26 protein-coding genes are annotated in these 22,303 nt (G+C 68.3%); 19 read left to right on the forward strand and 7 right to left on the reverse strand.

All coding sequences use genetic code 11. The annotated features are described in order from the left end of the window. Positions 1–2 precede the first annotated feature (2 nt). From rpmF to mutM, 3 genes are read left to right on the forward strand one after another with little or no spacing between them, the layout of a single operon-like run. Positions 3–212 (forward strand): 50S ribosomal protein L32, encoded by a 210-nt coding sequence (gene rpmF / locus ACFXQA_RS09015; RefSeq protein ID WP_055965500.1) that lies wholly within the window; start codon positions 3–5, stop codon positions 210–212. 16 nt (positions 213–228) lie between these two features. Continuing rightward, on the forward strand, positions 229–921 hold the full coding sequence (gene rnc, locus ACFXQA_RS09020; protein ID WP_394519485.1) for a ribonuclease III: 693 nt from the start codon (positions 229–231) through the stop codon (positions 919–921). Then, a complete protein-coding gene (gene mutM, locus ACFXQA_RS09025) occupies positions 914–1,831 on the forward strand; it encodes a bifunctional DNA-formamidopyrimidine glycosylase/DNA-(apurinic or apyrimidinic site) lyase (protein ID WP_394519486.1) in 918 nt (305 codons plus the stop codon). Before rnc ends, mutM begins: the two co-directional genes overlap by 8 nt. Here mutM and ACFXQA_RS09030 read toward each other — a convergent pair. Further along, positions 1,818–2,906, reverse strand: a complete 1,089-nt coding sequence (locus ACFXQA_RS09030) for a GNAT family N-acetyltransferase (protein WP_394519487.1) — start codon at positions 2,904–2,906, stop codon at positions 1,818–1,820. The genes mutM and ACFXQA_RS09030 overlap by 14 nt on opposite strands. A gap of 51 nt (positions 2,907–2,957) precedes the next feature. Then, positions 2,958–3,224, reverse strand: coding sequence for a hypothetical protein (locus ACFXQA_RS09035; protein ID WP_394519488.1), 267 nt, complete (start codon positions 3,222–3,224; stop codon positions 2,958–2,960). A 420-nt stretch (positions 3,225–3,644) separates the two neighbouring features. On the opposite strand from ACFXQA_RS09035, the gene smc reads away from it, so the two are divergent. The 4 genes from smc to ACFXQA_RS09055 all read left to right on the forward strand — a co-directional run bounded on the left by smc (position 3,645) and on the right by ACFXQA_RS09055 (position 9,419). Continuing rightward, positions 3,645–7,184 (forward strand): chromosome segregation protein SMC, encoded by a 3,540-nt coding sequence (gene smc, locus ACFXQA_RS09040; protein WP_394519489.1) that lies wholly within the window; start codon positions 3,645–3,647, stop codon positions 7,182–7,184. An 81-nt stretch (positions 7,185–7,265) separates the two neighbouring features. Next, a complete protein-coding gene (locus ACFXQA_RS09045) occupies positions 7,266–7,937 on the forward strand; it encodes a hypothetical protein (RefSeq protein WP_394519490.1) in 672 nt (223 codons plus the stop codon). A 30-nt stretch (positions 7,938–7,967) separates the two neighbouring features. Next, entirely contained in the window at positions 7,968–8,840 is an 873-nt protein-coding gene (gene ftsY, locus ACFXQA_RS09050) for a signal recognition particle-docking protein FtsY (protein WP_394519491.1), read from the forward strand. A gap of 78 nt (positions 8,841–8,918) precedes the next feature. Then, entirely contained in the window at positions 8,919–9,419 is a 501-nt protein-coding gene (locus ACFXQA_RS09055; RefSeq protein WP_394519492.1) for a DUF2004 domain-containing protein, read from the forward strand. 39 nt (positions 9,420–9,458) lie between these two features. On the opposite strand, the gene lipA is transcribed toward ACFXQA_RS09055, so the two are convergent. Next, a complete protein-coding gene (lipA, locus tag ACFXQA_RS09060; RefSeq protein WP_394520220.1) occupies positions 9,459–10,430 on the reverse strand; it encodes a lipoyl synthase in 972 nt (323 codons plus the stop codon). A gap of 26 nt (positions 10,431–10,456) precedes the next feature. Next, positions 10,457–11,095, reverse strand: coding sequence for a lipoyl(octanoyl) transferase LipB (lipB, locus tag ACFXQA_RS09065; RefSeq protein ID WP_394519493.1), 639 nt, complete (start codon positions 11,093–11,095; stop codon positions 10,457–10,459). 83 nt (positions 11,096–11,178) lie between these two features. On the opposite strand from lipB, the gene ACFXQA_RS09070 reads away from it, so the two are divergent. Both ACFXQA_RS09070 and ffh read left to right on the forward strand, forming a co-directional pair. After that, positions 11,179–12,156 (forward strand): TetR family transcriptional regulator, encoded by a 978-nt coding sequence (locus ACFXQA_RS09070; RefSeq protein ID WP_394519494.1) that lies wholly within the window; start codon positions 11,179–11,181, stop codon positions 12,154–12,156. Positions 12,157–12,219: 63 nt separating this feature from the next. Then, on the forward strand, positions 12,220–13,785 hold the full coding sequence (gene ffh / locus ACFXQA_RS09075; protein WP_394519495.1) for a signal recognition particle protein: 1,566 nt from the start codon (positions 12,220–12,222) through the stop codon (positions 13,783–13,785). A 295-nt stretch (positions 13,786–14,080) separates the two neighbouring features. On the opposite strand, the gene ACFXQA_RS09080 is transcribed toward ffh, so the two are convergent. Next, positions 14,081–14,359 (reverse strand): hypothetical protein, encoded by a 279-nt coding sequence (locus tag ACFXQA_RS09080; RefSeq protein WP_394519496.1) that lies wholly within the window; start codon positions 14,357–14,359, stop codon positions 14,081–14,083. 16 nt (positions 14,360–14,375) lie between these two features. Between ACFXQA_RS09080 and ACFXQA_RS09085 the strand changes: the two genes are divergently transcribed. Then, positions 14,376–14,858: a DUF559 domain-containing protein gene (locus ACFXQA_RS09085; RefSeq protein ID WP_394519497.1), complete on the forward strand. Its 483-nt coding sequence runs from the start codon at positions 14,376–14,378 to the stop codon at positions 14,856–14,858. A gap of 93 nt (positions 14,859–14,951) precedes the next feature. Here ACFXQA_RS09085 and ACFXQA_RS09090 read toward each other — a convergent pair whose 3' ends face one another. Further along, positions 14,952–16,112, reverse strand: coding sequence for a glutamate--cysteine ligase (locus ACFXQA_RS09090; protein WP_394519498.1), 1,161 nt, complete (start codon positions 16,110–16,112; stop codon positions 14,952–14,954). Between the two features lie 194 nt (positions 16,113–16,306). Between ACFXQA_RS09090 and rpsP the strand changes: the two genes are divergently transcribed. Genes rpsP through trmD form a run of 4 tightly spaced genes read left to right on the forward strand, consistent with a single transcriptional unit; the run spans position 16,307 to position 18,400 of the window. After that, positions 16,307–16,717 carry a 30S ribosomal protein S16 gene (rpsP, locus tag ACFXQA_RS09095; protein ID WP_394519499.1) on the forward strand — a complete coding sequence of 137 codons (411 nt, stop codon included), beginning with the start codon at positions 16,307–16,309 and terminating at the stop codon, positions 16,715–16,717. Positions 16,718–16,721: 4 nt separating this feature from the next. Next, positions 16,722–16,952, forward strand: coding sequence for an RNA-binding protein (locus ACFXQA_RS09100; RefSeq protein ID WP_394519500.1), 231 nt, complete (start codon positions 16,722–16,724; stop codon positions 16,950–16,952). Then, complete coding sequence (gene rimM, locus ACFXQA_RS09105) at positions 16,945–17,676, forward strand: ribosome maturation factor RimM (protein ID WP_394519501.1); 732 nt, start codon at positions 16,945–16,947, stop codon at positions 17,674–17,676. The genes ACFXQA_RS09100 and rimM overlap by 8 nt, the downstream gene beginning before the upstream one ends. 1 nt (position 17,677) lies before the next feature. Continuing rightward, positions 17,678–18,400 (forward strand): tRNA (guanosine(37)-N1)-methyltransferase TrmD, encoded by a 723-nt coding sequence (trmD, locus tag ACFXQA_RS09110; protein WP_394519502.1) that lies wholly within the window; start codon positions 17,678–17,680, stop codon positions 18,398–18,400. A gap of 15 nt (positions 18,401–18,415) precedes the next feature. On the opposite strand, the gene map is transcribed toward trmD, so the two are convergent. Next, the gene (gene map / locus ACFXQA_RS09115; RefSeq protein WP_394519503.1) at positions 18,416–19,198 is read right to left on the reverse strand and encodes a type I methionyl aminopeptidase; all 783 of its coding nucleotides are present in this window, start codon (positions 19,196–19,198) and stop codon (positions 18,416–18,418) included. 106 nt (positions 19,199–19,304) lie between these two features. Between map and ACFXQA_RS09120 the strand changes: the two genes are divergently transcribed. From ACFXQA_RS09120 to ACFXQA_RS09140, 5 genes are all read left to right on the forward strand, one after another. Further along, complete coding sequence (locus ACFXQA_RS09120; protein WP_394519504.1) at positions 19,305–19,796, forward strand: MFS transporter permease; 492 nt, start codon at positions 19,305–19,307, stop codon at positions 19,794–19,796. Between the two features lie 160 nt (positions 19,797–19,956). Beyond that, on the forward strand, positions 19,957–20,307 hold the full coding sequence (rplS, locus tag ACFXQA_RS09125; RefSeq protein WP_394520221.1) for a 50S ribosomal protein L19: 351 nt from the start codon (positions 19,957–19,959) through the stop codon (positions 20,305–20,307). Positions 20,308–20,453: 146 nt separating this feature from the next. Further along, positions 20,454–21,212 carry a signal peptidase I gene (gene lepB / locus ACFXQA_RS09130; protein WP_394519505.1) on the forward strand — a complete coding sequence of 253 codons (759 nt, stop codon included), beginning with the start codon at positions 20,454–20,456 and terminating at the stop codon, positions 21,210–21,212. Then, complete coding sequence (locus tag ACFXQA_RS09135; protein ID WP_394519506.1) at positions 21,209–21,868, forward strand: ribonuclease HII; 660 nt, start codon at positions 21,209–21,211, stop codon at positions 21,866–21,868. The genes lepB and ACFXQA_RS09135 overlap by 4 nt, the downstream gene beginning before the upstream one ends. Before the next feature lie 50 nt (positions 21,869–21,918). Continuing rightward, complete coding sequence (locus ACFXQA_RS09140) at positions 21,919–22,242, forward strand: DUF2469 family protein (protein ID WP_394519507.1); 324 nt, start codon at positions 21,919–21,921, stop codon at positions 22,240–22,242. Positions 22,243–22,303 lie beyond the last annotated feature (61 nt).

A 22,303-nucleotide genomic window follows, 5' to 3' on the forward strand; every position in this document is an offset into this window, starting at 1 on the left:
TCATGGCAGGTAACCCCCCGAAGCGGAAGGTCTCCCGCTCCAACACGCGCTCGCGTCGTGCACAGTGGAAGGCAGCCCCCATCACGCTGACCACCACCGTCGAGAACGGCAAGACCGTCTACAGCCGTCCGCACCAGGCGAAGGTCGTCACCGACTCGCAGGGCACGGAGCTGTTCTTGGAGTACAAAGGCCGCAAGGTCGCAGACGTCTGATCTCGCGGCGGATGCCGTGACAGACGTTTCTTCTGGGCGCCAGGCGCTCACCGACAAGCTCGGGGTCGTCATCGACCCCGAGCTTCTGTCGCTTGCTCTCACCCATCGTTCTTTCGCATACGAGAACGGCAACGTCCCGCACAACGAACGCCTCGAGTTCCTCGGTGATTCGGTGCTGGGCCAGGCAGTGACCGTGCGCCTCTACACGCGCCACCCCGACCTCGACGAGGGGTCCCTGGCCAAGCGCCGCGCCAGCGTCGTGTCGACCGTCGCTCTCGCCGAGGTCGCGCGCCGCATCGGCCTGGGCGATCACGTGCTCCTGGGTCGAGGCGAGATACTCACGGGCGGTCGCGACAAAGACTCGATCCTCGCAGACACCATGGAGGCTGTCCTCGGTGCGGCCTATCTGTCAGCCGGACCGGATGCGGCCACCGCCCTCGTCCTGCGGCTCGTGGAGCCGCTCTTGGCCGATCCGGAACGCTACGGCGCCGCCATGGACCCCAAGACCAGCCTCCAAGAGCTCGCCGCTCAACAGGGTGCATCCGCCCCGAGCTACGCCGTCGATGCGAGCGGCCCCGACCATGACCGTCGCTTCACCGCCACGGTGCGCGTCGGCGACGTGGTCACGCGAGGCCAGGGCACCAGCAAGAAGCAAGCCGAAATGGCGGCGGCCCTCGCGGCCTGGCGCGAGCTCGGCACCCGTGCCTGAGCTTCCCGAGGTCGAGGTCGTTCGCGCCGGGCTCGCGCCCGCCGTGACGGGCGCTCACATCTCGGGCGTGTCCGTCGCCGATGAGCGCGCGTTGACCCGCCACAACGACGACGGGCGTTCTTTCGAGTCCGCTCTCACCGGGCGCACCATCTCGGCCGCGGTCCGGCGGGGCAAATTCCTCTGGATGCCGCTCGTGCCCGCTGCCGCGGGCGGCGAGGCCCTCATCGCACACCTCGGAATGAGCGGTCAGCTGCTCCTGCGTCCACCGGGCGCGCCGCCGGAGCGCCACGAGAGGATCAGGCTCGACCTGCAGCATCCGATCCACGGTGAGGTCTCGGTCGTGTTCGCCGACCAGCGCACGTTCGGATCCCTCGCTGTCGACAGACTCGAACCGACGCCCGACGGCGCGGCGGGCGGGTCGGGAGATGGGGCGGCGGTCGTACCGAGTCAGGTCGCGCATATCGCTCGCGATCCGCTCGATCCGGCGTTCCGCGACGACCGATTCCGCGCGCTCGTCTGGCGCAAAGTCTCGGGTATCAAGCGCGTGCTCCTCGACCAGACCGTGTTGAGCGGCGTCGGCAACATCTACGCCGACGAGGCGCTGTGGGCAGCGCGCCTGCACCCCGAGACCCCCGCACGCGATCTTTCGACGCGGGCAGCCAACCGGTTGCTCTCCGAGGTGCGCTCGGTGCTGCACAAGGCGCTGGCCGAGGGCGGCACGAGCTTCGACGCGCAGTACGTGAACGTCAACGGGCAGGCGGGTTATTTCGCCCATTCGCTCAACGCCTACGGGCGCACGGGGCTCCCGTGCGCTCGGTGCGGACGACCCATCGTGCGTGTGTCGTTCACGAACCGATCGAGCCACTATTGCCCCGGCTGCCAACGGCAGCCGCCGATCACGAGTCGGTGAGCACCCGCTTCCACGCGCCCTCATAGGCGATGGGTGCGAAACCGATCGCCTCGTTGATGTCGAGCATCGGGCGGTTCTCTTCGGCGTTGTAGGTGATGACGCGGGGTGATCGTGGTGCGACCTCACGCCAAGCCAACAGACCCGCGCACTTGACCAGCATGCCGAGCCGGTGTCCTCGGTGATCCGAGAGCACGAGGGTGTCGTACTGGTGCGTGGCCTCTGACAGGTCGCGGTTGACCACGAGTTCGTTGAACGCGACGAGGTCTCCGGTGTCGAGGTGCTGCGCGGCGGTCACCAGAGCCGTGCGTCCGGCGTCGACGATCGTGGCATCGTGCCGGGCCACACGCTCGGCGTCCCAGGTCTCTTCGTCGAAGTCCAAGCCGGCCGCCGGAGCATCGGTGTTCATGCGCGACTTCATCCAGGCGTACCCGTCGGCGAATTCGGGCGGCGTCGGCAGCCGCCACTGCACCACGCGGTAGCCGGCGGCGGCCTCCGTCGCCTTCTCGAGCATCTCGCGCACGCGCGGGAGCCCGCCCGAAAGATCGAGTGCGCTGACGCGCACCACCTGCTCGAGCCGGTAGTGCCGGTTGAGAAGGAACCTGGCTATGTGATCACGGGGGATGCTGCCGTACCCGGTCGGAGCCTCGAGGCGCTCTCCCGCCGCGGGCGGGTGCTCCGCCCAGGTCTGCAGCACGGTGCGGCCGTGCGCCCGGGCGGTGTCTTCGACGAGCGCGAGGGCGGCTGAGCCGATGCCGCGGCCCCAGACGGAACGACGCAGCTCGATGAGCCAATACACGATGCGCGAACCCGCCTCTTGCGGAATATCGACACCGATGCGGCCGACGGGGTCGCCGTCGACGAGCACGAGCCAGACGTACCTGAGTTGGGCGGGGTCGGGCGCGAAGTTGGGCAGCAACTCCGCCGGTGACATGCGGTGATCGTCATGGCCCGATACCTCGGCGTAGACGAGGTTGCGTATGAGCGCCATCGCGACGAAGTCCGCGGCGTGCGGGTCGTCGACGGACGGAGGGAACGTGAGGGGCCGGAACTCGACTCCGTCAGGTGCGGTGATCATGGATGTTCCTCGGTCAGGGAGGGGGCCGCGGGATGCGCGGCCCCCTCCGCGTCAGAAGTGGAGGCGCCGGTCGAACTGCGCCCAGGCATGGAGCCGGTCCCGTTCCTCCTCCGCCCGGAGGCGAGCGAGGAGGCGAGCACGGTCGGCGTGGTCGTCCACGCGTCGGATGCGGCGGGTGCTCCGTAGGAGCAGCCACAGGCCGAGGCGTAGCGACAAGCGGTCGAGGGGTGAGATGCGGACGCCGGGATCGACGACCGAGAGGAGGATCTCTTGCTCGGTCCGGTCGGTCGACCGAACGCGAGAGGCCAGATCGTTCATGGCAGGTGCTTTCGAAGAAATGTGACGGCATCGCCGCGGGCGGGAACTGTCACCGAGTGAAAAGAAGAAGGGTGCGTGACGGGGCGGCCGTCTCGCACGGGTGTCCCCGAGCGGGGGGAGAGAGCTGGAGAGTCGCGTCTGTCAGACGGCGATCAGCGTGAACGCCATCAAGGTACGGGCCACCGCAGCGCGGGCGCGGAATGTGATTCCGGTGAGAATGGGCTGGATCATGGTGACCTCCTTTCGGCGAGGATGCGGGTCGCTACGTTACCGGCCGGTTCGAGCGCGCGTCAAGCTTTCTCCCAGTTTGGAGCGGCGACCGGGTGTGTCGCGAGCGGTCGGATGGTCGCACCCGGCTCGCCGTCGCGGGTGTCGGCGGGTTCTCCGGTACCGTGATGCGTTGATCCGGAGGACGACGCCATGCATCTGAAGAGCCTGACGCTCAAGGGCTTCAAGTCGTTCGCCCAGCCGACGACTTTCGCTTTCGAGCCGGGCGTCACATGCATCGTCGGGCCCAACGGGTCGGGCAAATCGAACGTCGTCGATGCCCTCGCCTGGGTGATGGGGGAGCAGGGAGCGAAGACCCTCCGCGGCGGCAAGATGGAAGACGTCATCTTCGCCGGCACCTCGACACGGGGGCCCCTCGGCCGTGCCGAGGTGCAGTTGACGATCGACAACAGCGACGGTGCCCTGCCGATCGAGTACACAGAAGTGACGATCAGTCGCACCCTCTTTCGAACCGGGTCGAGCGAGTACGCGATCAACGGCGAGAGCTGCCGTCTCCTCGACGTGCAAGAACTGTTGAGCGACTCCGGGCTCGGCCGCGAGATGCACGTCATCATCGGGCAAGGACGCCTCGACAGTGTGCTGCAGGCGACTCCGGAAGATCGGCGAGGCTTCATCGAGGAGGCCGCCGGGATTCTGAAGCACCGCCGCCGCAAAGAGAAGACCCTGCGCAAGCTCGAGGCGATGGAGGCCAACCTGACCCGGTTGAGCGACCTCGCCGGAGAGCTGCGCCGTCAGCTCAAGCCGCTGGGGCGGCAGGCCGAGGTCGCGAGGGAAGCGGCCACGATCGCGGCGGTCGTCCGCGATGCGAAAGCGCGACTGTTCGCCGATGAACTGGTGACCTTGCGCCGCGAACTCGCAGACCACGCACGCACCGAGCACGGCCGACATGCCGAGCGGCTCGTGTTGCAGGATCAGGCTGAGACGCTTCGGGCACGGGTCGAGCGGTGGGAAGCAGAGCAGCGATCCGAAGCCGTCGACGGGGCACGACGTGTCGCGTTCTCGCTCGAACAGGTGCAGGAGCGACTTCGCGGCCTGTACTCGCTCGCCGGTCAACGGCTCTCGCTCCTCGGCTCCGACGAGGTGGATCCCGCGGCCTTCGCCGCCACCGTCTCGCAGGGCGCGATCGACGAGGTCCGCGCCGAGATCGGCGATCTTGCGGCCGGGCTCGGCGATGCGCAGGACGCGGCGACGGCGGCGTCGCGCGACGTGACGCGCGCCCGCGCCGAACTCGATGCGCTCGACACGGATATCGCCGCCCAGAGCGCGTTGGTCTCGGAACACGACATGTTGCTCACCGCGCTGCGGGGGCGGTCCGATGCCGCGGGGTCGGCCCTCGCTGCCGTGCGCGCGGGCGTCGAACGCCAGCAGCGAGCGTGGGATGCCGCGACCGCGCGGCGTGCAGAGGCGGCGCAGACGCTCGAGGCGCTGGAGCCCGTCGTCGTTCCCGAGGAGTCTGTGGCCGAGCACGCTGCGGCGTACGAGCGGGCCCAGAGGGACGCGACCGAAGCCGAGAACGAGGTCGGGGCACTGCGTGAGAAGCTGCATGCCGCAGAGCGCGAGGTCGAGGCGCTGACAGCTCAGACCTCGGCGCTCGGTCGCGCCCTGGATGTGCGGAACGCCGCTGCGGGACTCGCCGGGCGGGACGAGCCGGGATACCGAGGCCTCGTCGCAGACAGCGTGAAGGTCACCGCGGGCTTCGAGGCGGCGATCGCCGCCGCTCTCGGCACGCTCGCCGAGGGGCTGCTCGTCGCGGAATGGGACGACGCGTATGCGGCGGCGTCGGCGGCGCGCAACGAAGATCTCGGGGTCGTCGATATCGCGGTCGCCGAAGCGAAGCCCGTCGCCGACTCTCCCGCGGCGGCGGGAATGACGGCGGCCCGCGACGTCGTCACCGCACCGTCGGGACTGATCGGGCTGCTCGCCGACGTCTTCATCGCCGACGACCTCGACGCCGCGCGGGCGGCGCTGTCAGAGCTCACGCAACAGAACCCCCACGCATCAGTCGTCACCCGCGCGGGTGAGATCGTGACCGCCTATACGATTCGCGCCGGATCGGGCGAGGGACGATCCCGGCTCGAGCTCGCCGCCGAGCGCGACTCCGCTGCCGAGCGGCTTTCCGAAGTCGTGGTGATCGCCGACTCACTCCGCGAGGCGCTGACCGCTGCGGCAGCCCGGCACCAGGACGCCCGGCAACGGACGAGAGAAACCCTCGCCGCATTGCGGGAGCACGACGCGGTGCTCGCCTCGCACGCGGAGCAGGTGAACCGCGCCACGGTGCGTCTCGAAGCCGCCGCAGCGGAATGCGACCGGTTGGCCGCCGGCCTCGCGCAGGCCGCGGCAGCCGTCGTCGAAGCCGAGGACGCCGCCCGTGTGGCAGAGCAGACCCTCGAAGCGGCCCAGGAAGTGCCCCGCCCGATTCTGGATGCATCGGCACGAGAAGGCATGCTCGCCGAACTCGAGGCCGCTCGTGACGGCGAGATGCGTGCGCGTCTGGAGGTCGAGACGCTCCGCGAGCGGGTGCGTGCCGGAGAGGCGCGCATCGTGCAACTCGAACGGCAACGCGAGCGGGAACGTGCCGCGGCCCAAGAGGCCGCTCGTCGGGCGGTCATCCGTCGCGCCCAGCGCGAGATCGCCGCGGAGGTCGCGGAGCAGCTTCCGGCTCTGCTCGATTCGGTCGATCGTTCGGTCAGCGAGGCCAGGGTCGAGCTGGCCGCCGCCGAGGCCTCGCGCACCGCGGTGACGGCCGAGCTCATCACGGCGCGCGCGCAAGAGACGACCGTTCGCGAGCGCCTCGCCCGATTGACCGAGAGCGTTCACGGCCTCGAGCTGCAGATCCACGAGAAGCGGTTGCACGCGGGCAGCCTGCTCGAGCGCGTCTCCTCCGAACTGGGGCTCACCGAAGAGATCCTCGTCGCCGAGTACGGTCCGGATCAGCCCGTGCCCTCGGATGCTCCCGCACAGTCAGCGCCCACGGCACAGGATGCGTCCGACGAAGCATCCGTCGCCTTCGATCGCGCGCATCAGAGACGACGACTGCAGGACGCGGAGCGCAAACTCGGTCAGTTGGGCCGGGTGAACCCGCTCGCTCTCGAAGAGTTCGCCGCCCTGGAGCAACGCCACGCATTCCTCACCGAGCAGCTCGCCGACTTGGCCCAGACCCGCACCGATCTGATGACGATCATCGACGACCTCGACGAGCGCATGCAGACCATCTTCATCGCCGCGTTCGAGGACATGCGCGTGGCGTTCGGCGAGATCTTCCCGATCCTCTTCCCCGGGGGCACGGGCAGCGTGACGCTCACCAATCCGGACTCGCCGCTCACGACGGGCATCGAGGTGTCGGTGCGCCCGATGGGCAAGAAGATCGAGCGACTCTCCCTCCTCTCGGGAGGGGAGCGTTCGCTGGCGGCGGTGGCGTTCCTGGTCGCCATCTTCACGGCGAGACCGAGCCCCTTCTACATCCTCGACGAGGTCGAGGCGGCTCTCGACGACGCCAACCTCGGGCGTCTGCTCGGCGTCTTCGAGCGGTTGCGCGAGAGCAGCCAGCTCATCGTGATCACGCATCAGAAACGCACCATGGAGATCGCGGATGCCCTCTACGGGGTGTCGATGCGCCAGGACGGTGTGTCGGCCGTCGTCGGCCAGCGGGTCGGTGACCGCGCCGCGCGGTGAGCACCTGGGCGCGCGTGTACCGCGGTTTCGGCGTGCCGGCCAGTGCGCGGACAAGCGGTGCCGCACCGTTAGCGTTGCCCCATGCCCTCCACGACTCGCCGTCTGCCCGCCGTCCTTCTGCTCGCGCTCGCGCTACCCCTCGCCCTGGCCGCCTGCGCACCGGCCACCGTTCCGGTCGACGGTGCGGCGAGCGAGGCGGCCGAACCATCGAGCGCCGCGTCCGAGACGCCGGACGGCGGGGAGTCGGGTCTCTCCGACGACATCACGTTCGCGGCGGGGAGCCAACTCGATCCCGCCACCCAGGCACAGTGGGGTGACGCGATGATCAGCGACGAGGCGTATGCCCCGGCCGCGGTCGATGACGGCAACGGCAACTGGTCGTACACCCATCTCGCGACGCAGTGCGTCGTCGGATTCTGGCAGGGCGACATCAGCAGTCTGCCGGCGGCGGCCGACGACGAAGCGCTTTCGGACGAGGTTCTCGCCTACTTCTTCCAGGGCGAGGCCGAAGAGGTGTCGCCGTACGCCGAGAACGAGACCCTGCCGCTCCAGCTCGGCGGCATCGGCAAGTTCGACGTGCGAACGGTCGCCGGAACGAATCCTGAGACCGGTGGCGGGTACCTCGTGTCGGCGCGGGGCTTCGATGCCTTCCACGGCGGCTACGTCGTGAGCGTGACCTGCCCGCAAGGGCAGAACCCGCTGACCCTGCGCGACGAGATCCGAGACACGCACCTCTCGCTGATCCTGTCGTGAGGCGAATCTCCGCGACCGTAGGCTGAAGACATGGCTGAGAATCCCTGGTCGCTCGGTCGTGCGTTGCGCGGCATGTTCGTCAAGCCCACGATCGACGAGACGACGTGGGACGACCTCGAGACGGCGCTCCTCACCGCCGACTTCGGTCCGGATGTCACCGAGCGCATCGTCGACGAGCTGCGCGAGAAGGTCGAGCGCTACCGCACGACCGATCCGAAAGACCTCCAGCGGATGCTGCGGGAAACCCTCGAAGAGCATTTCGCGAAGTTCGACACGACGCTTCGGCTGACCGAGCGCCCGGCCGTGGTGCTCGTCGTCGGTGTCAACGGAGTGGGAAAGACCACGACCATCGGCAAGTTCGCCAAGTTCTTGCAGCGCTATGGGCGCTCCGTCGTCGTGGGCGCCGCAGATACCTTCCGCGCGGCCGCCGTCGATCAGCTCGCCACGTGGGCCGAGCGGGGCGGCGCCGCCATCGTCCGTCCGCAGCACGAGGGGCAGGATCCCGCATCCGTCGCCTTTCAGACGATCACGTATGCGAAAGAGACCAGCACCGAGATCGTTCTGATCGACACCGCGGGCCGCCTGCACACCAAGGGCGGGCTGATGGACGAGCTGGGCAAGATCAAGCGCGTCATCGAGAAGCAGGCGCCGATCAGCGAGGTGCTGTTGGTCCTCGACGCGACGACCGGCCAGAACGGACTCCGACAGGCTCAGGCGTTCCTCGACAGTGCCGGGGTGACCGGACTCGTGATCACCAAGCTCGACGGGTCGGCGCGCGGCGGCTTCGTGCTCGCGGTTCAGGAATTGACCGGCATTCCGGTGAAGCTGCTGGGGCAGGGCGAGTCGATCGGAGACCTGACCGGTTTCACCCCCCACGTCTTCGCCTCGGCGTTGGTGGACTGACCGTGATGCGACGAGGCGGCCCGACCCCGTGCGGTGCGGCGACTACCGTCGTCGGCGCGAGACTGGTTTCATAGGGCCATGGCGATCGAGCACGACTTCTTCGGACTTCTCGAGTCGGGCCCGGACGGATCCATCTTCTGGTCGGAGAACGTGGAGTTCGGCGAGCAGACGGTAACGGTCGATCTGACCGCTCCCGACCAGGACGATGTTTCGCAGGAGGCGCTCGATGCGGCGGCGGGCATGGTCTCGTCGATCGAGGGCATCGACCGAACCGCGCGCGACGCGATGGTGGCGGAGCTCGATGACCGCACGAGCGAGGTCATCGAGTACATCCTCCAGCAGCAGCAGCTGCTCGGAGACGAGCTCGACGACCTTCTCGTCGATGTCTCGGGAGATGTGCACATCGACGTGATCCGCTCGCTGCAGCTCATGAGCATGACGATCCTGGCCGACGAGCACGGCGGCACCGACCCCTTTGCGGTGCTCGAGTACGCGCTCGACCCCGAGGCGACCGACGACGTGCTGCTGGTGAACCTCGCCTCGGACGGCGTCGTGCAATCGGTCACGAGCGCCGACTGACGTCGCCCGGTGCGGGCCGGACACGTCCGGTGACTACCGTCAGACGGCCTGGGCGAAGCCTTCGTCAGACGCGGCGATGTCTCGGGCGAGGTGGGCCAGGTGCGGGGGGATGTCGCGACCGAGCGACACCATCGACTGCGCCCACAGGCGGCCGGCGCGATACGACGACCGCACCAGCGGGCCGGCCAGCACTCCGAGGAACCCGATCCGCTCCGCCTCCTCCTTGAACTCGACGAACTCCGACGGTTTCACCCACCGGGCGACCGGCAGGTGGCGGGGAGAGGGCCGCAGGTACTGCGTGATCGTGATGATGTCGGTGCCGGCTTCGCGCAGGTCTTCGAGCGCCTGAACGACCTCTTCGGGCTCTTCACCCATGCCGAGGATGAGGTTCGACTTCGTGATGAGGCCCGCCGCGCGAGCCTGGGTGAGCACGTCGAGCGAACGCTCGTAACGGAACGCGGGGCGGATCCGCTTGAAGATGCGGGGCACCGTCTCGACGTTGTGTGCGAAGACCTCCGGTCGAGCGTCGAACACCTCGCCGAGGAACGCCGGGTTGCCCGAGAAGTCGGTGGCGAGGATCTCGACGCCCGTTCCCGGGTTGTCGGCGTGGATGCGGCGAACGGTCTCTGCGTGCAGCCAGGCGCCCTCGTCGGGCAGGTCGTCGCGCGCGACGCCGGTCACGGTGGCGTATCGCAGGTTCATTCGCTGCACACTCTCGGCGACACGGCGGGGCTCGTCGGTGTCGTAGTCGGCGGGCTTCCCGGTGTCGATCTGACAGAAGTCGCACCGGCGGGTGCACTGCGATCCGCCGATGAGGAAGGTGGCCTCGCGGTCTTCCCAGCACTCGAAGATGTTCGGGCAGCCGGCTTCCTGGCAGACGGTGTGCAGGTCTTCCGTCTTGACCAGCGCCTGGAGTGCGGTGTACTCGGGGCCCATCCGAGCTTTGGTCTTGATCCACTCGGGCTTGCGCTCGATGGGGGTCTGCGCGTTCCGCACCTCGAGGCGCAGCATCCGTCGCCCATCGGGGGCCGCCACGCTCACGCCGCCACCCCCGCGTACTCGGCGGTGAACCCTGCGGTGACCGTCGCCACGATGTCGGCGGGGGACACCCGCGTGCCCACGATCTCGCTGATGCTCGTCACGCCGGCATCCGAGATGCCGCAGGGAACGATCTGCCGGAACGGTGCGAGCGTGTTGTCGCAGTTGACGGCGAAGCCGTGCATGGTGGTGCCCTTCTCTACGCGGACGCCGATCGCGGCCACTTTGTCTGCCGTGAGAGCCCGCCGCACCCAGACGCCGCTGCGACCCTCGATCTGGTGGCCATCCACGCCGTGGACGGCGAGAGCCGAGATCAGAATCCGCTCGAGCCGGCGCACGTGAGCGACGACGTCGAGGGGTTCCGGAAGCCGGACGATGGGGTAGCCCACGAGTTGTCCGGGGCCGTGCCAGGTGATGCGTCCGCCGCGATCGACATCGATCACCGGCGTTCCGTCCGACGGGCGATCGGCGTCGGTGGTCCGCGTTCCGGCCGTGAAGACCGGTTCGTGCTCGAGGACGATGAGAGTGTCGGGTCGGGTGCCGCCCGCGACCTCGGCGTGGGTGCGTCGCTGCAGAGCCCACCCGTCGGTGTAGGCGACGTAGCGGGGTGCGAGCCCCGCGTCGACGATGTCGAGCATCTGCGACCTCCGCTGGTTGTTGAACGCAGTCTAACAACCAGTCGCACGGGGGTGGTCACAGGCGCGCACCTACCCTGGAAGACATGACCACAGAGCAGCGCGGCGGACGCCCGCGGGCTTCCTCTCGCGAGATCCTCGCCGAGGCTGCGTCCGAGCTCTTCCTCGAGCGAGGCTTCGACGAGACGTCGGTCGCCGACATCACCACGCGGGCGGGGGTGAGTCGGTCGAGCTTCTTCAACTACTTCGCGACGAAGAGCGACGTGCTCTGGGCGGGGTTCGACGAGCGCGTCGACGCGCTGGGGGCGCAACTCGACCGCGATGAAGAGCCCCAACTCGAGACCGCGGTACGGCGCGCTCTGGCGGGGCTGGTGCGGGGGTTCCGCCCAGACACGCTCGCCCTCGCGCTCGCTCAGGCCGATGCGATGGGTCTCGCCGACGAGCTGGAGCGCGAGTCGGCGGTGCGCCGCGCACGCATCGGTCGCGTGGTGGCGGAGCGGCTCCGCCGCGGCGGGGTCGACCCGATGCGCGCCGAGGTTCTCGGCGCGGCGTACGGGGGAGCGGTATTGGCGGCGGTCGCGCACTGGGCCGGAGCCGGCGCGGGGCGCACACCCCTCGACGGACTGCTGTCGGCCGCGCTCGAGGCGGTAGCGCCTGTCGCCGCGCGCGGCGCCGTGCGCCAGTTGCGCGTCGTGGTCCGCGCAGACGACTTCGATGCGGCCGTGGCGTTCTACCGCGACGTCATAGGCATGCCCGAACGGGCGGCATACGAGGGCGAGGGTGACGCGCGCGTGATCATCCTCGATGCGGGTACCGCCACCCTGGAGTTGGCGAACGCGGCTCAGGTCGAACTGATCGATCGGGTCGAGACGGACGGCGATCGCAGCGACCGCATCCGCATCGGTCTCGAGGTCGCCGACGGTGAAGAGGCGACGACCCGGCTGGTCGAGGGGGGAGCGTCGCTCATCGCCGCGCCTCGTCTGACCCCGTGGGGCTCACTGAACAGCCGGCTCCGCGGCCCGGCCGACCTGCAGCTCACCCTGTTCGACGAAGATCCGGCATGAGGTGAGCGGATGCTGCGGGCGTACGCCGGTGCGCAGCATCCGCTCGCGTAAACTTGACGGATCATGGCTACCTTCGGCACGCTCTCCGACCGTCTGACAGAGACGTTCCGCAACCTCCGCACCAAGGGCAAGCTCACGCCCGCGGACGTCGACGGGACGGTGCGCGAGATCCGGCGCGCGCTGCTCGACGCCGACGTCGCGCTGCCCGTGGTGAAAGACTTCACGGCTGCCGTCCGCGAGCGCGCCCTCGGCGACGAGGTCAGCAAGGCGCTGAACCCCGCGCAGCAGGTCGTGCAGATCGTCAACGAAGAGCTCGTCTCGATTCTGGGTGGGCAGCAGCGTCGCCTGCAGTTCGCCAAGAACCCGCCGACCGTGATCATGCTGGCGGGTCTTCAGGGCTCGGGTAAGACGACCTTCGCGGGCAAGCTCGCCAAGCAGCTCGAGAAAGACGGGCACACCCCGCTCCTCGTCGCCGCCGACCTCCAGCGGCCGAGCGCCGTGAACCAGCTGCAGGTCGTCGCAGAGCGCGCCGGTGCGGCGATCTTCGCCCCCGAGCCGGGCAACGGCGTCGGCGACCCCGTGCGGGTAGCCCGCGACGGCGTCGAGTACGCGCGTCGGCACCAGCATGACGTCGTCATCATCGACACGGCCGGTCGCCTCGGCGTCGACGCAGAGCTGATGAAGCAGGCGGCGAACATCCGCAAGGCGACGGACCCCGACGAGGTGCTCTTCGTCATCGACGCGATGGTCGGCCAAGACGCCGTGAACACCGCGAAGGCGTTCCAGGAGGGTGTCGATTTCACGGGCGTCGTCCTGTCGAAGCTCGACAGCGACACCCGCGGCGGTGCAGCGCTCTCGGTCGCCTCGATCACGGGCCGTCCCATCATCTACGCCTCGACCGGTGAGGGTCTCGACGATCTCGAGCCGTTCCACCCCGATCGCATGGCGTCGCGCATCCTCGACCTCGGCGACATTCTGACGCTCATCGAGCAGGCGCAGTCGGCCTTCGACGAAGAAGAGGCGATGAAGGTCGCCGAGAAGCTGGCGACGTCGAACTTCACTCTCGAAGACTTCCTCGAGCAGATGCAGCAGATGAAGAAGATGGGCTCGATGAAGAAGATGCTCGGGATGCTCCCGGGTATGGGCTCGATGAAAGAGCAGATGGAGAACTTCGACGAGCGGGAGATCGATCGCACCGAAGCGATCATCCGCTCGATGACGGTGGCGGAGCGCCGCAACCCGAAGCTGCTCAACGGTTCGCGTCGGCTGCGCATCGCCCGGGGTTCGGGCATGACGGTGACCGACGTCAACTCGCTCGTGCAGCGGTTCGACCAGGCCGCGAAGATGATGAAGACCATGGCGCGCGGCGGGGTCCCCAACATCCCCGGCATGGGCCCGGTGCCCGGCGGCGGGCGCCCCGGAGCCTCGTCCAAGCGCGGCAAGCAGCAGAAGGCGAAGGGGTCCCGCTCGGGAAACCCGGCCAAGCGCGCCGCCGAGAACGCCGGCATCGCCGCATCCGCTCCCGCGGCCCCCACGGGCTCGGGCTTCGGGCTCGGCGGAGGCGCACCGAAGGGTGCCCCCTCCGAGGCCGACATGGCCGAGCTGCAGAAGATGCTCGGCCGCGGCTGACCCTCGTCCCTCGCGACGTTCCGCTCCCGGCGGGCGCGGAGGTAGGTCATGACGCGGGCGTAGGAGAATCTCGGCCGAATCTTCCTACACGGGCATCTTGGCCTGCGCCGGTCACCGCCGGGCCGTCCTCCCCAGCGAGGTCGGCGGCAGCATCCGTCCCCAAAAGCCCGTCGCTGTCGTCACATTGACGCGCAGCAGTCGAGCCTGGGGAGATGGCACACCTTGCTTTTCCCACCTGGCTGCATCAACAGGGCGGCGTTGCCCACACGTCGACAGCTCGCGCCGCGGGATACGGTCAGCGTGCCATGGCCGAGGCGATCTCTGCGGGGGCGGTCGACAGGGTGCGGCGATCGTGGTTGGTCGCGCGCGACGCCGACGAGCATGCGAGATCAGCCGCCGCAGCGGGAGGGCGCGTGTCATGCATCAGCGCGGCCAGGCGTGCCGGCTTGTGGGTGCCGCCAGATGACGGCTCGACCCACGTCTCGGTGAGGCCGAGCGCCTCTCGCCTGGTGGGCGGGTCACTGGTCGTCCACTGGGGTTCCGGACCAGCGCTCGTGCCGCCGCACTCGCCCACAGAACCGATTCTGAACGTGCTGTTCCACGTCGCGCGATGTCAGCCGCGACGGCACGCTTTCGCGGTATGGGAATCAGCGGTTCATCAGAAGGTGGCGCATCCAGCCGAACTTCTCAGGGTGAAGTGGGGTTCGATCGCTGCGAAGGAGATCGCCTCGAGCCTTTCTGCGTTCAGCGACTCGGGGGTGGAATCGATTTTCGTACACGGGATGCGGGCCCTCGGCCTTGCGGTGCGTCAACAGGTGTGGATCGACGGCCACCCCCTCGACGCCGTCATCGGAGAGCGACTGCTGGTCCAGATAGACGGCTTCGAACATCATTCGGCCCCGAAAGACAGGCGTCGCGATATTCGCGCCGATGCTCGGTTGGCGCTCCGTGGGTTCACGACGTTTCGGTTCGACTGGTACCAGGTGATGTTCGATTGGGCGTTCGTGGAGACGTCGGTTCTGACTGCGGTCGCTCAGGGCCTGCACCTCGCGCCGAAGGGGTCTCGGGCGTAGGCAATGACAGCGAGGTAGGAGGATTTGTTGGGGAATTTTCCTACGCCCACGCCATCTCCTGCAGCGGGGGAGAAGAGCGGGCGGATGCTGCGGTCAGCGCACCGTGGAGAGGTGTTCACGCAGCGTCGGGCCGCCGCGGAACTCCCGCACGAGGTGCTGCACGACCTCGCGCAGGTCGCCGTCAGCGGCGTCGGCGACGGCGATCTGCCGGGCCGAGCTTCCGCCGGTGGCGAGGATCGTCTCGAGTCCCTCGAACTCCCGCGCGCAGTGGAGCTCGGCGGCGACCTCACGCAGACGGGCGATCGTCTCGTGGATGTGCTCGACGACCGGCACCTGCCGGCCGTCGGCGTCGACGATGACCTCGGCGGCGAGCCCGTACCGGGCGGCGCGCCACTTGTTCTCCCGTGCGAACCACGGCTGGATCCGCGGAAGCTCGCGCCCCTCGTCGATGTCGCGCGAGAACTGCTCGACGAGCGACTGCACGAGGGCGGCGACCGCGGCGAGTTCGGGCAACGTCGACATACCGTCGCACGCCCGCACCTCGATGGTTCCCCAGCGGGGTGCGGGGCGGATGTCCCACCGCACCTCCGAAGCATCCGCCATGACCCCTGTCCGCACCATGTCGTCGAGGTACCGCTCGAACTGCGCCCAGTCGTCGAGCGGCCACGGCAGCCCGGCCGTCGGGAGCTGCTGGAAGACGAGCGAGCGGTTCGACGCGTAGCCGGTGCGCTCGCCCGCCCAGAACGGGCTCGACGCCGATAGCGCTTGCAGGTGGGGGAGATAGGTCGTCAGGGCTCCGATGATCGGCAGCACCTTGTTGACATCGTCGACGCCGACATGGATGTGTATGCCCCAGATCATCATGTTGCGCCCCCACCACTGGGTGCGGTCGATGAGGCTTTCGTAGCGGGTCTTGTCCGTGACCTGCTGGTCGTACCACTGAGCGAACGGATGGCTGCCGGCGCACAGCAGTTCGAGGTGGCGCGGTTCGGTCTCGGCTCGGACGGCCGCGATGGCGTCTGCGACATCGTCGACGGCGGCGGCGACCGTGTCGCCGATCCCGCTCGTGATCTCGACGGTGTTGGTCAGGAGTTCGCCCGTCACGGTGAATCGCTCGAGCGCTGTGGCCTCCTCGAGAGCATCGAGAATCTCGGGCGCACGGGGCGCGAGGTCTCCCGTATCCGCATCGGAGAGCATGAGCTCCCACTCGATTCCGACCGTGGAACGGGGGGATGTCGCGAACGGCACCGTCATGGCCACATTCTGACACGCCGCGCCCACAGAGCCGTCGTTTCGCGGCATGGCCCGTCATCTGGCAGAATGGAGGGTCGGACCCGGTACTCGACCCTCTATCCAGTTCCCGGTCCACCTATTTGAGCTTCCGCCGGGTGTGCACCCCACTCTCCAGGCGTCCGGTTCGTTCGTTTATCCACACATTCAGGAGAATCGTGGCTGTAAAGATCCGTCTCAAGCGCATGGGCAAGATTCGTGCGCCGTACTACCGCATTGTCGTCGCCGACTCGCGCACCAAGCGCGACGGTCGCGTGATCGAAGAGATCGGCAAGTACCACCCCACCGAAGAGCCCTCGTTCATCGAGGTCGACACGAACCGCGCGCAGTACTGGCTCGGCGTCGGCGCACAGCCGAGCCCGCAGGTGCTCGCCATTCTGAAGATCACCGGCGACTGGGGAACCTTCAAGGGAACCGACGCGACCTCGACCCTCCGGGTCAAGGCCGAGAAGGTCCCCTTCGAGGTGGATGCTTCGAAGAAGTCCGTCCTCAAGCCCAAGGCCGACAAGCCGGCCGAGGCGCCCGCTGCAGCCGAGGGCGACGCCGACTCGGCGTCCGCCTCCGAGTAAGCCGTTGCTCGCCGCCGCGCTCGAGCACGTCGTCAAGGGGATCGTCGATCACCCCGATGCCGTGTCCATCCGCTCCTCCACGTCGCCTCGCGGTGACGTGCTGGAGGTGCACGTGCACCCCGATGACCGGGGTCGCGTGATCGGGCGCGGCGGACGGACGGCGAAAGCCCTTCGCACCGTCATCGGTGCACTCGCCGACGGTCGTCGCGTGCGCGTCGATGTCGCCGATGACTGACCTGCCCGCCGAGGGTCGCTCGCACTCCCCGCGTCCTGCGCGAACGCAGTTGCGTGTCGGACGCCTCGTGAAGGCCCATGGGCTCAAGGGTGCTCTCAAGATCGAGCTGTACACCGACGATCCCGACGGCCGCTTCGCGGTCGGGTCGACGTTCACGCTTCAGGTGCCGGAGTCATCGCCCTGGCACGGCAAGCCGCTTACGGTGCGCGAGTTCCGCTGGATGAACAGCCACCCCGTCGCGTTCTTCGAGGGCGTCGACGATCGCGCGGGTGCCGAAGAACTCGTTCGTGCGATCCTCTGGATCGATGAAGATGCGCAATCGGCCCCCGCCGAAGACGACGCCTGGTACGACCACCAGCTCGTCGGACTCGAGGTCGTCCGTGACGGGTCCGTCATCGGCCGCGTGACCCGTGTCGACCACCTCCCTTCGCAAGACCTGCTGGCGGTCCGTCCGACGGGCGCGGCGGACGAAGAAGTGCTGGTGCCCTTCGTCAAGGCCATCGTTCCCGAGGTCGACATCGTCGCGGGCCGCGTCACCGTGACACCGCCCGCGGGGCTGTTCGAGGCCTTGCCCGACGATGCCGAAGACATCCCCTCCGACGGAGCCGCTGCCGAAGAACCCGCCGCCGACGGAGCGACCACCGGCGAGATCCCGGCCTCCCCGCTGTCGAGCGAGCACGGCGACGCGCCGGACGCTTCCGAGGGCGACGACACGGAGCGCTGACATGCGCATCGACGTCGTCTCGATCTTCCCGACGTTCTTCGAGGCGCTGGAAGTCTCTCTTCTCGGGCGCGCCCGAGGTGCGGGCATCCTCGACATCCGCGTGCACGACCTCCGCACCTGGGCTCACGACCGCCACCGCACGGTCGACGACACCCCGTACGGGGGTGGCGCGGGCATGGTCATGAAGCCCGAGCCGTGGGGCGAGGCTCTCGACTCGATCGTCGCGGATGCTGCCGGAGACGCCGACCCGCAGAATTCGGCCGATGCGCAGCATCCGGTCATCATCTTCCCCTCCCCGGCGGGCGAGGTGTTCACCCAGGCGAAAGCGCGAGAACTCGCGGCGGAGCCGCACCTCGTCTTCGGGTGCGGACGCTACGAGGGCATCGACGAGCGCGTGTTCTCGTATGCCGAGACCCTCGGGCGGGTACGCCTGGTGAGTCTGGGCGACTACGTCCTCAACGGCGGTGAGGTTGCCGCGATGGCGATGATCGAAGCGATCGGGCGCCTCGTGCCGGGCGTGGTCGGGAACCCGGCGAGCCTGGTCGAGGAGTCGCACGAAGACGGGCTGCTCGAGTACCCGTCGTACACGAAGCCGGCCGCGTGGCGCGATCGCGATGTGCCCGCGGTGCTGTTGAGCGGGCATCACGGCGCCATCGCCGATTGGCGACGCGCACAGCAGATCGAGCGCACCCGGCTGCGCCGTCCCGACCTTCTCGGAGAGTGAGCGCGCTCTCTCGGCTCAGTCGACGCCGAGGAACGTGCGGTCGGTGAGCACGATCGGGCCGTCTTCGGTCACGGCGACGGTGTGCTCGGCGTGGGCGCCTCGCGACCCGTCAGCGCTCCGGAGCGTCCAGCCGTCGGCGTCGGTGACGAGCTTGTCGGTCGAGGCCAGGAACCACGGCTCGAGGGCCACCACGAGTCCGGGGCGCAGGGGGTAGCCGCGCCCGGGCTTGCCGTCGTTGGGAACGTGCGGGTCGCCGTGCATGACGCGGCCGACGCCGTGCCCGCCGAAGTCGGTGTTGATCGAGTAGCCGTCGGCGTGCGCGACGGCGGCGATCGAGGCCGAGATGTCACCGATCTTGCTGCCGACGGATGCGGTGTCGATCGCGGCGGCGAGCGCGCGCTGGGTCGTGTCGATGAGCGCCAGGTCTTCGTCTCGCGGGGTACCCACGACGAAGGAGATCGCGGAATCGGCGACCCACCCGTCGATCGAGACGGCGAAGTCGAGAGAGACGAGGTCGCCGTCGCGGAGGACGTAGTCGTGGGGCAGGCCGTGCAGCACGGCGTCGTTGATCGACGTGCAGATCACTTTGCCGAACGGACTCGCGCCGAATGACGGGTGGTAATCGATGTAGCACGACTCGGCTCCGACTCGACGGATGAGCTCGTGCGCCCGGCGATCGATGGCGAGCAGGTTGGTGCCCACCTTCGTCTCGTCACGTAACGTCGCGAGCGTCTCGGCGACGAAACGGCCGGCCGGGCGCATGGCCTCGATCTCGGCGGGGGTGCGCAATTCGATCATGGGTGTCCTTTCGACCCTCCCATTCTTCCCGATCGGAAACCGTGAGGATGCTTCGCGCTCGCCCCGTTCCCGCGGACGGTCGGGCGGCGCGGCGTAGCATCGAGGCATGTGGCTCCGACGGCTCTTCTTCCGCTGGCTCTTCCCCGCCGCGATCGTGCTGCCCCTGTGGTTGCTGGTCGGCTGGGGCGTCTTCCAGGCTGGCGGGCTCGCGTTCCTGTGGGTCCTGTTCATCGCAATCCCCTCGGTCCTGATCGGGCAGACCCTGCTGAGCCTGCTCGTGCGGGCGCGGGGCACGGTTCGTGCCGAACGTGCCGTGTCGTGGTGGGACGTACTGGCCTTCAGCGTGTGGCACGCGCTGATCATCGCGACCGGCTTCTATGACTCGACGTGGTTCGCTCTGACCCTCGTCCTCGCCATCGTCGCGGCCGTCGGCGTTTTCTGGGTGTCACTGGCACAGCTGTGGCGCGAGAGCCGTGGGTCGATGGTGCTTCTGCGCGCCACCGACGGCACCGGCTACATCCCGCCGACGCGGGCGCCGCGGGAAGAAAGGGTCGACCCGTCGGTCGTGGTGCTCGAGGAGCGCGCGCCCCGCTCCTAGGCGTTTTGGCGGGGACGCAGCATCCGTGGCAGAATGAGCGTTTGTGCCCTGATCGACTCTGCCACAGGGGAGTCCGCCGCTCGCGCGGCACGGGTACGCACACCCATTCTTTTACGACATCATGCGCGTCGACCTGTGGCGGCCGCAGGAAGAGACGATCATGCAGATCCTCGACGCAGTCGACGCGGCTTCACTCCGCACCGACATCCCGACCTTCGGCCCCGGCGACAACGTGAAGGTCCACGTCAACATCACCGAGGGCACCCGCTCGCGTATCCAGGTCTTCCAGGGCATCGTGCTCGGTCGCTCGGGTGACGGCGTTCGCGAGACCTTCACCGTTCGGAAGATCAGCTTCCAGGTGGGTGTCGAGCGTACGTTCCCCGTGCACAGCCCCGTGATCGACCACATCGAGGTCGTCACGCGCGGTGACGTGCGTCGCGCGAAGCTCTACTACCTCCGCAACCTCCGTGGCAAGAAGGCCAAGATCAAGGAGAAGCGCGACGCTCGCTGAGTCGCTTCTCTCGAACGCCCCGGGCTTCTGCTCGGGGCGTTCGTCGTCTCGTGAGCCGACCTTCCGAGATGCACCGCGTGCAGCGACGGGTGTGCGAACCTTATCTCTGCGGTTCCCGATCGGCGGAGAGCCGAGTGAGGCATCCCATGAGTAGTGACCACGCCGGCCACGCCGATGATTCTGCACCCGAGCTGTCGGACGGGAAGCCACGCCGCGGGTGGCTGATCTTCCTCCGCGACGTCGTCGTCATCGTCGTCATCGCCCTGTTGGTCTCCTTCCTGGTGAAGACCTTTCTCGTCCGGTCGTTCTACATCCCCTCGGCGTCGATGACCCAGACGCTGCTGGTGGACGACCGCATCCTGGTCGACGAGATCACTCCCCGGTTCGGCGGCTACGAGCGCGGAGATGTGGTCGTCTTCCGCGATCCGGGCGGATGGCTGCCGCCATCCCCCGAGGTTTCGCGGTCGCCTCTTGTCGACGGCACCGACTGGGTGCTCTCTCTCGTGGGGCTCGCCGCGCCCGACAGCGACGAGCACCTGATCAAACGCATTATCGGGCTCCCGGGCGATCACGTGGTGTGCTGCAACGCGCTGGGTCAGGTGACCGTGAACGGACAGCCGATCGACGAGTCTCCGTATCTGAACCTGCCGGCCGGTAAGACGGCGCCCAGCCCCGTGCCCTTCGACGTGACCGTTCCCGAAAATTCGCTCTGGGTGCTCGGTGACAACCGCGACAACTCCCAGGACTCGCGGTTCCACCTGGACCAACCCGGCGCCGGCTTCGTCCCCATGGACAACGTCGTGGGTCGTGCGTTCCTCATCACCTGGCCGTTCGACCGTTTCGGTCTCATCGACTTCCGCCACAGCGTCTTCGCGGGGGTGCCCGCGCCCGAGAGCGCTCCGTGACGGTGACCGAGCCGCGGCTCACACTCGAGCGTCGGCTGCTCAAGGAGTATCCGCTCGTCATCGCGTGCGACGAGGTCGGCCGCGGCGCGTTGGCGGGCCCGGTGGCGGTGGGCGCAGCGGTCATCGATGCCGAGCGATCGCGCAAGCGGATTCCGACCGGCCTGCGCGATTCGAAGCTCGTTCCCGAGCTTCGGCGGGCGGAAGTTGCCGCCCGCGCGGCGTCGTGGGTTTCGGGCAGCGCGGTGGGCTGGGCGAGCTCGGTCGAGGTCGACGAGATCGGAATCATGGCGGCGCTCGGTCTCGCCGCGATCCGCGCATTGGCCGACCTTCGGGCACACGGGGTGGTGCCCGAGAGTGCCATCGTGATCCTCGACGGGAATTACGACTACATCACCCCCGCCGGAGCAGAGGGATTGCGGGTGACGCCGGTCATCAAGGCCGACCGTGACTGCGCGAGTGCTGCCGCAGCATCCGTCATCGCGAAGGTTTCGCGCGACGCGCTCATGGCGACACTGCACGATGACCTGCCCGCCTACAACTGGGCGCGAAACAAGGGTTACGCGAGCCCCGACCACCGCGCGGCGATCTCGGCGCACGGGCTCAGCCCCCATCACCGGCACTCTTGGGCGATCGCCGACGCCCCGACACTCTTCTGAAACTGCACGCTGTGCCGCGCATACGCGCGCGCCCGTAGGATGGATGAACCATGGATGACGATGTCTTCGAGGATTACGACCGCGAACTCGAACTCGCCCTGTATCGCGAGTATCGCGACGTCGTCTCGCAATTCCAGTACGTGATCGAGACCGAGCGACGTTTTTACCTCGCGAACGAGGTGAACGTCGTACGGCGCGACACCGAGCACGATTTCTACTTCGAGATCACGATGACCGACGTGTGGGTGTGGGACATCTACCGCGCCGACCGTTTCGTGAAGTCGGTGCGTGTTCTGACGTTCAAGGACGTCAACGTCGAGGAGCTCTCTCGGCGCGACTTCCAATTGCCCGAAGAGCTCTCGCTCGACAGCTGAGCCCGCGCTTCTGCTCCTCCCCAACGGCGCACGCAGCCGCTCTTCCCACATCTGCACCGGT

Source organism: Microbacterium shimangi, assembly GCF_043556445.1.
Classification (GTDB): domain Bacteria; phylum Actinomycetota; class Actinomycetes; order Actinomycetales; family Microbacteriaceae; genus Microbacterium.

Excerpts from the sequence above, each read along its gene's own strand:
- rpmF (WP_055965500.1), top strand. The coding sequence starts at position 3 with ATGGCAGGTAACCCCCCGAAGCGGAAGGTCTCCCGCTCCAACACGCGC.
- ACFXQA_RS09030 (WP_394519487.1), bottom strand. The coding sequence starts at position 2,906 with ATGATCACCGCACCTGACGGAGTCGAGTTCCGGCCCCTCACGTTCCCT.
- ACFXQA_RS09035 (WP_394519488.1), bottom strand. The coding sequence starts at position 3,224 with ATGAACGATCTGGCCTCTCGCGTTCGGTCGACCGACCGGACCGAGCAA.
- smc (WP_394519489.1), top strand. The coding sequence starts at position 3,645 with ATGCATCTGAAGAGCCTGACGCTCAAGGGCTTCAAGTCGTTCGCCCAG.
- ACFXQA_RS09045 (WP_394519490.1), top strand. The coding sequence starts at position 7,266 with ATGCCCTCCACGACTCGCCGTCTGCCCGCCGTCCTTCTGCTCGCGCTC.
- ftsY (WP_394519491.1), top strand. The coding sequence starts at position 7,968 with ATGGCTGAGAATCCCTGGTCGCTCGGTCGTGCGTTGCGCGGCATGTTC.
- ACFXQA_RS09055 (WP_394519492.1), top strand. The coding sequence starts at position 8,919 with ATGGCGATCGAGCACGACTTCTTCGGACTTCTCGAGTCGGGCCCGGAC.
- lipA (WP_394520220.1), bottom strand. The coding sequence starts at position 10,430 with ATGCTGCGCCTCGAGGTGCGGAACGCGCAGACCCCCATCGAGCGCAAG.
- lipB (WP_394519493.1), bottom strand. The coding sequence starts at position 11,095 with ATGCTCGACATCGTCGACGCGGGGCTCGCACCCCGCTACGTCGCCTAC.
- ACFXQA_RS09070 (WP_394519494.1), top strand. The coding sequence starts at position 11,179 with ATGACCACAGAGCAGCGCGGCGGACGCCCGCGGGCTTCCTCTCGCGAG.
- ffh (WP_394519495.1), top strand. The coding sequence starts at position 12,220 with ATGGCTACCTTCGGCACGCTCTCCGACCGTCTGACAGAGACGTTCCGC.
- ACFXQA_RS09090 (WP_394519498.1), bottom strand. The coding sequence starts at position 16,112 with ATGACGGTGCCGTTCGCGACATCCCCCCGTTCCACGGTCGGAATCGAG.
- rimM (WP_394519501.1), top strand. The coding sequence starts at position 16,945 with ATGACTGACCTGCCCGCCGAGGGTCGCTCGCACTCCCCGCGTCCTGCG.
- trmD (WP_394519502.1), top strand. The coding sequence starts at position 17,678 with ATGCGCATCGACGTCGTCTCGATCTTCCCGACGTTCTTCGAGGCGCTG.
- map (WP_394519503.1), bottom strand. The coding sequence starts at position 19,198 with ATGATCGAATTGCGCACCCCCGCCGAGATCGAGGCCATGCGCCCGGCC.
- ACFXQA_RS09120 (WP_394519504.1), top strand. The coding sequence starts at position 19,305 with ATGTGGCTCCGACGGCTCTTCTTCCGCTGGCTCTTCCCCGCCGCGATC.
- rplS (WP_394520221.1), top strand. The coding sequence starts at position 19,957 with ATGCAGATCCTCGACGCAGTCGACGCGGCTTCACTCCGCACCGACATC.
- lepB (WP_394519505.1), top strand. The coding sequence starts at position 20,454 with ATGAGTAGTGACCACGCCGGCCACGCCGATGATTCTGCACCCGAGCTG.
- ACFXQA_RS09140 (WP_394519507.1), top strand. The coding sequence starts at position 21,919 with ATGGATGACGATGTCTTCGAGGATTACGACCGCGAACTCGAACTCGCC.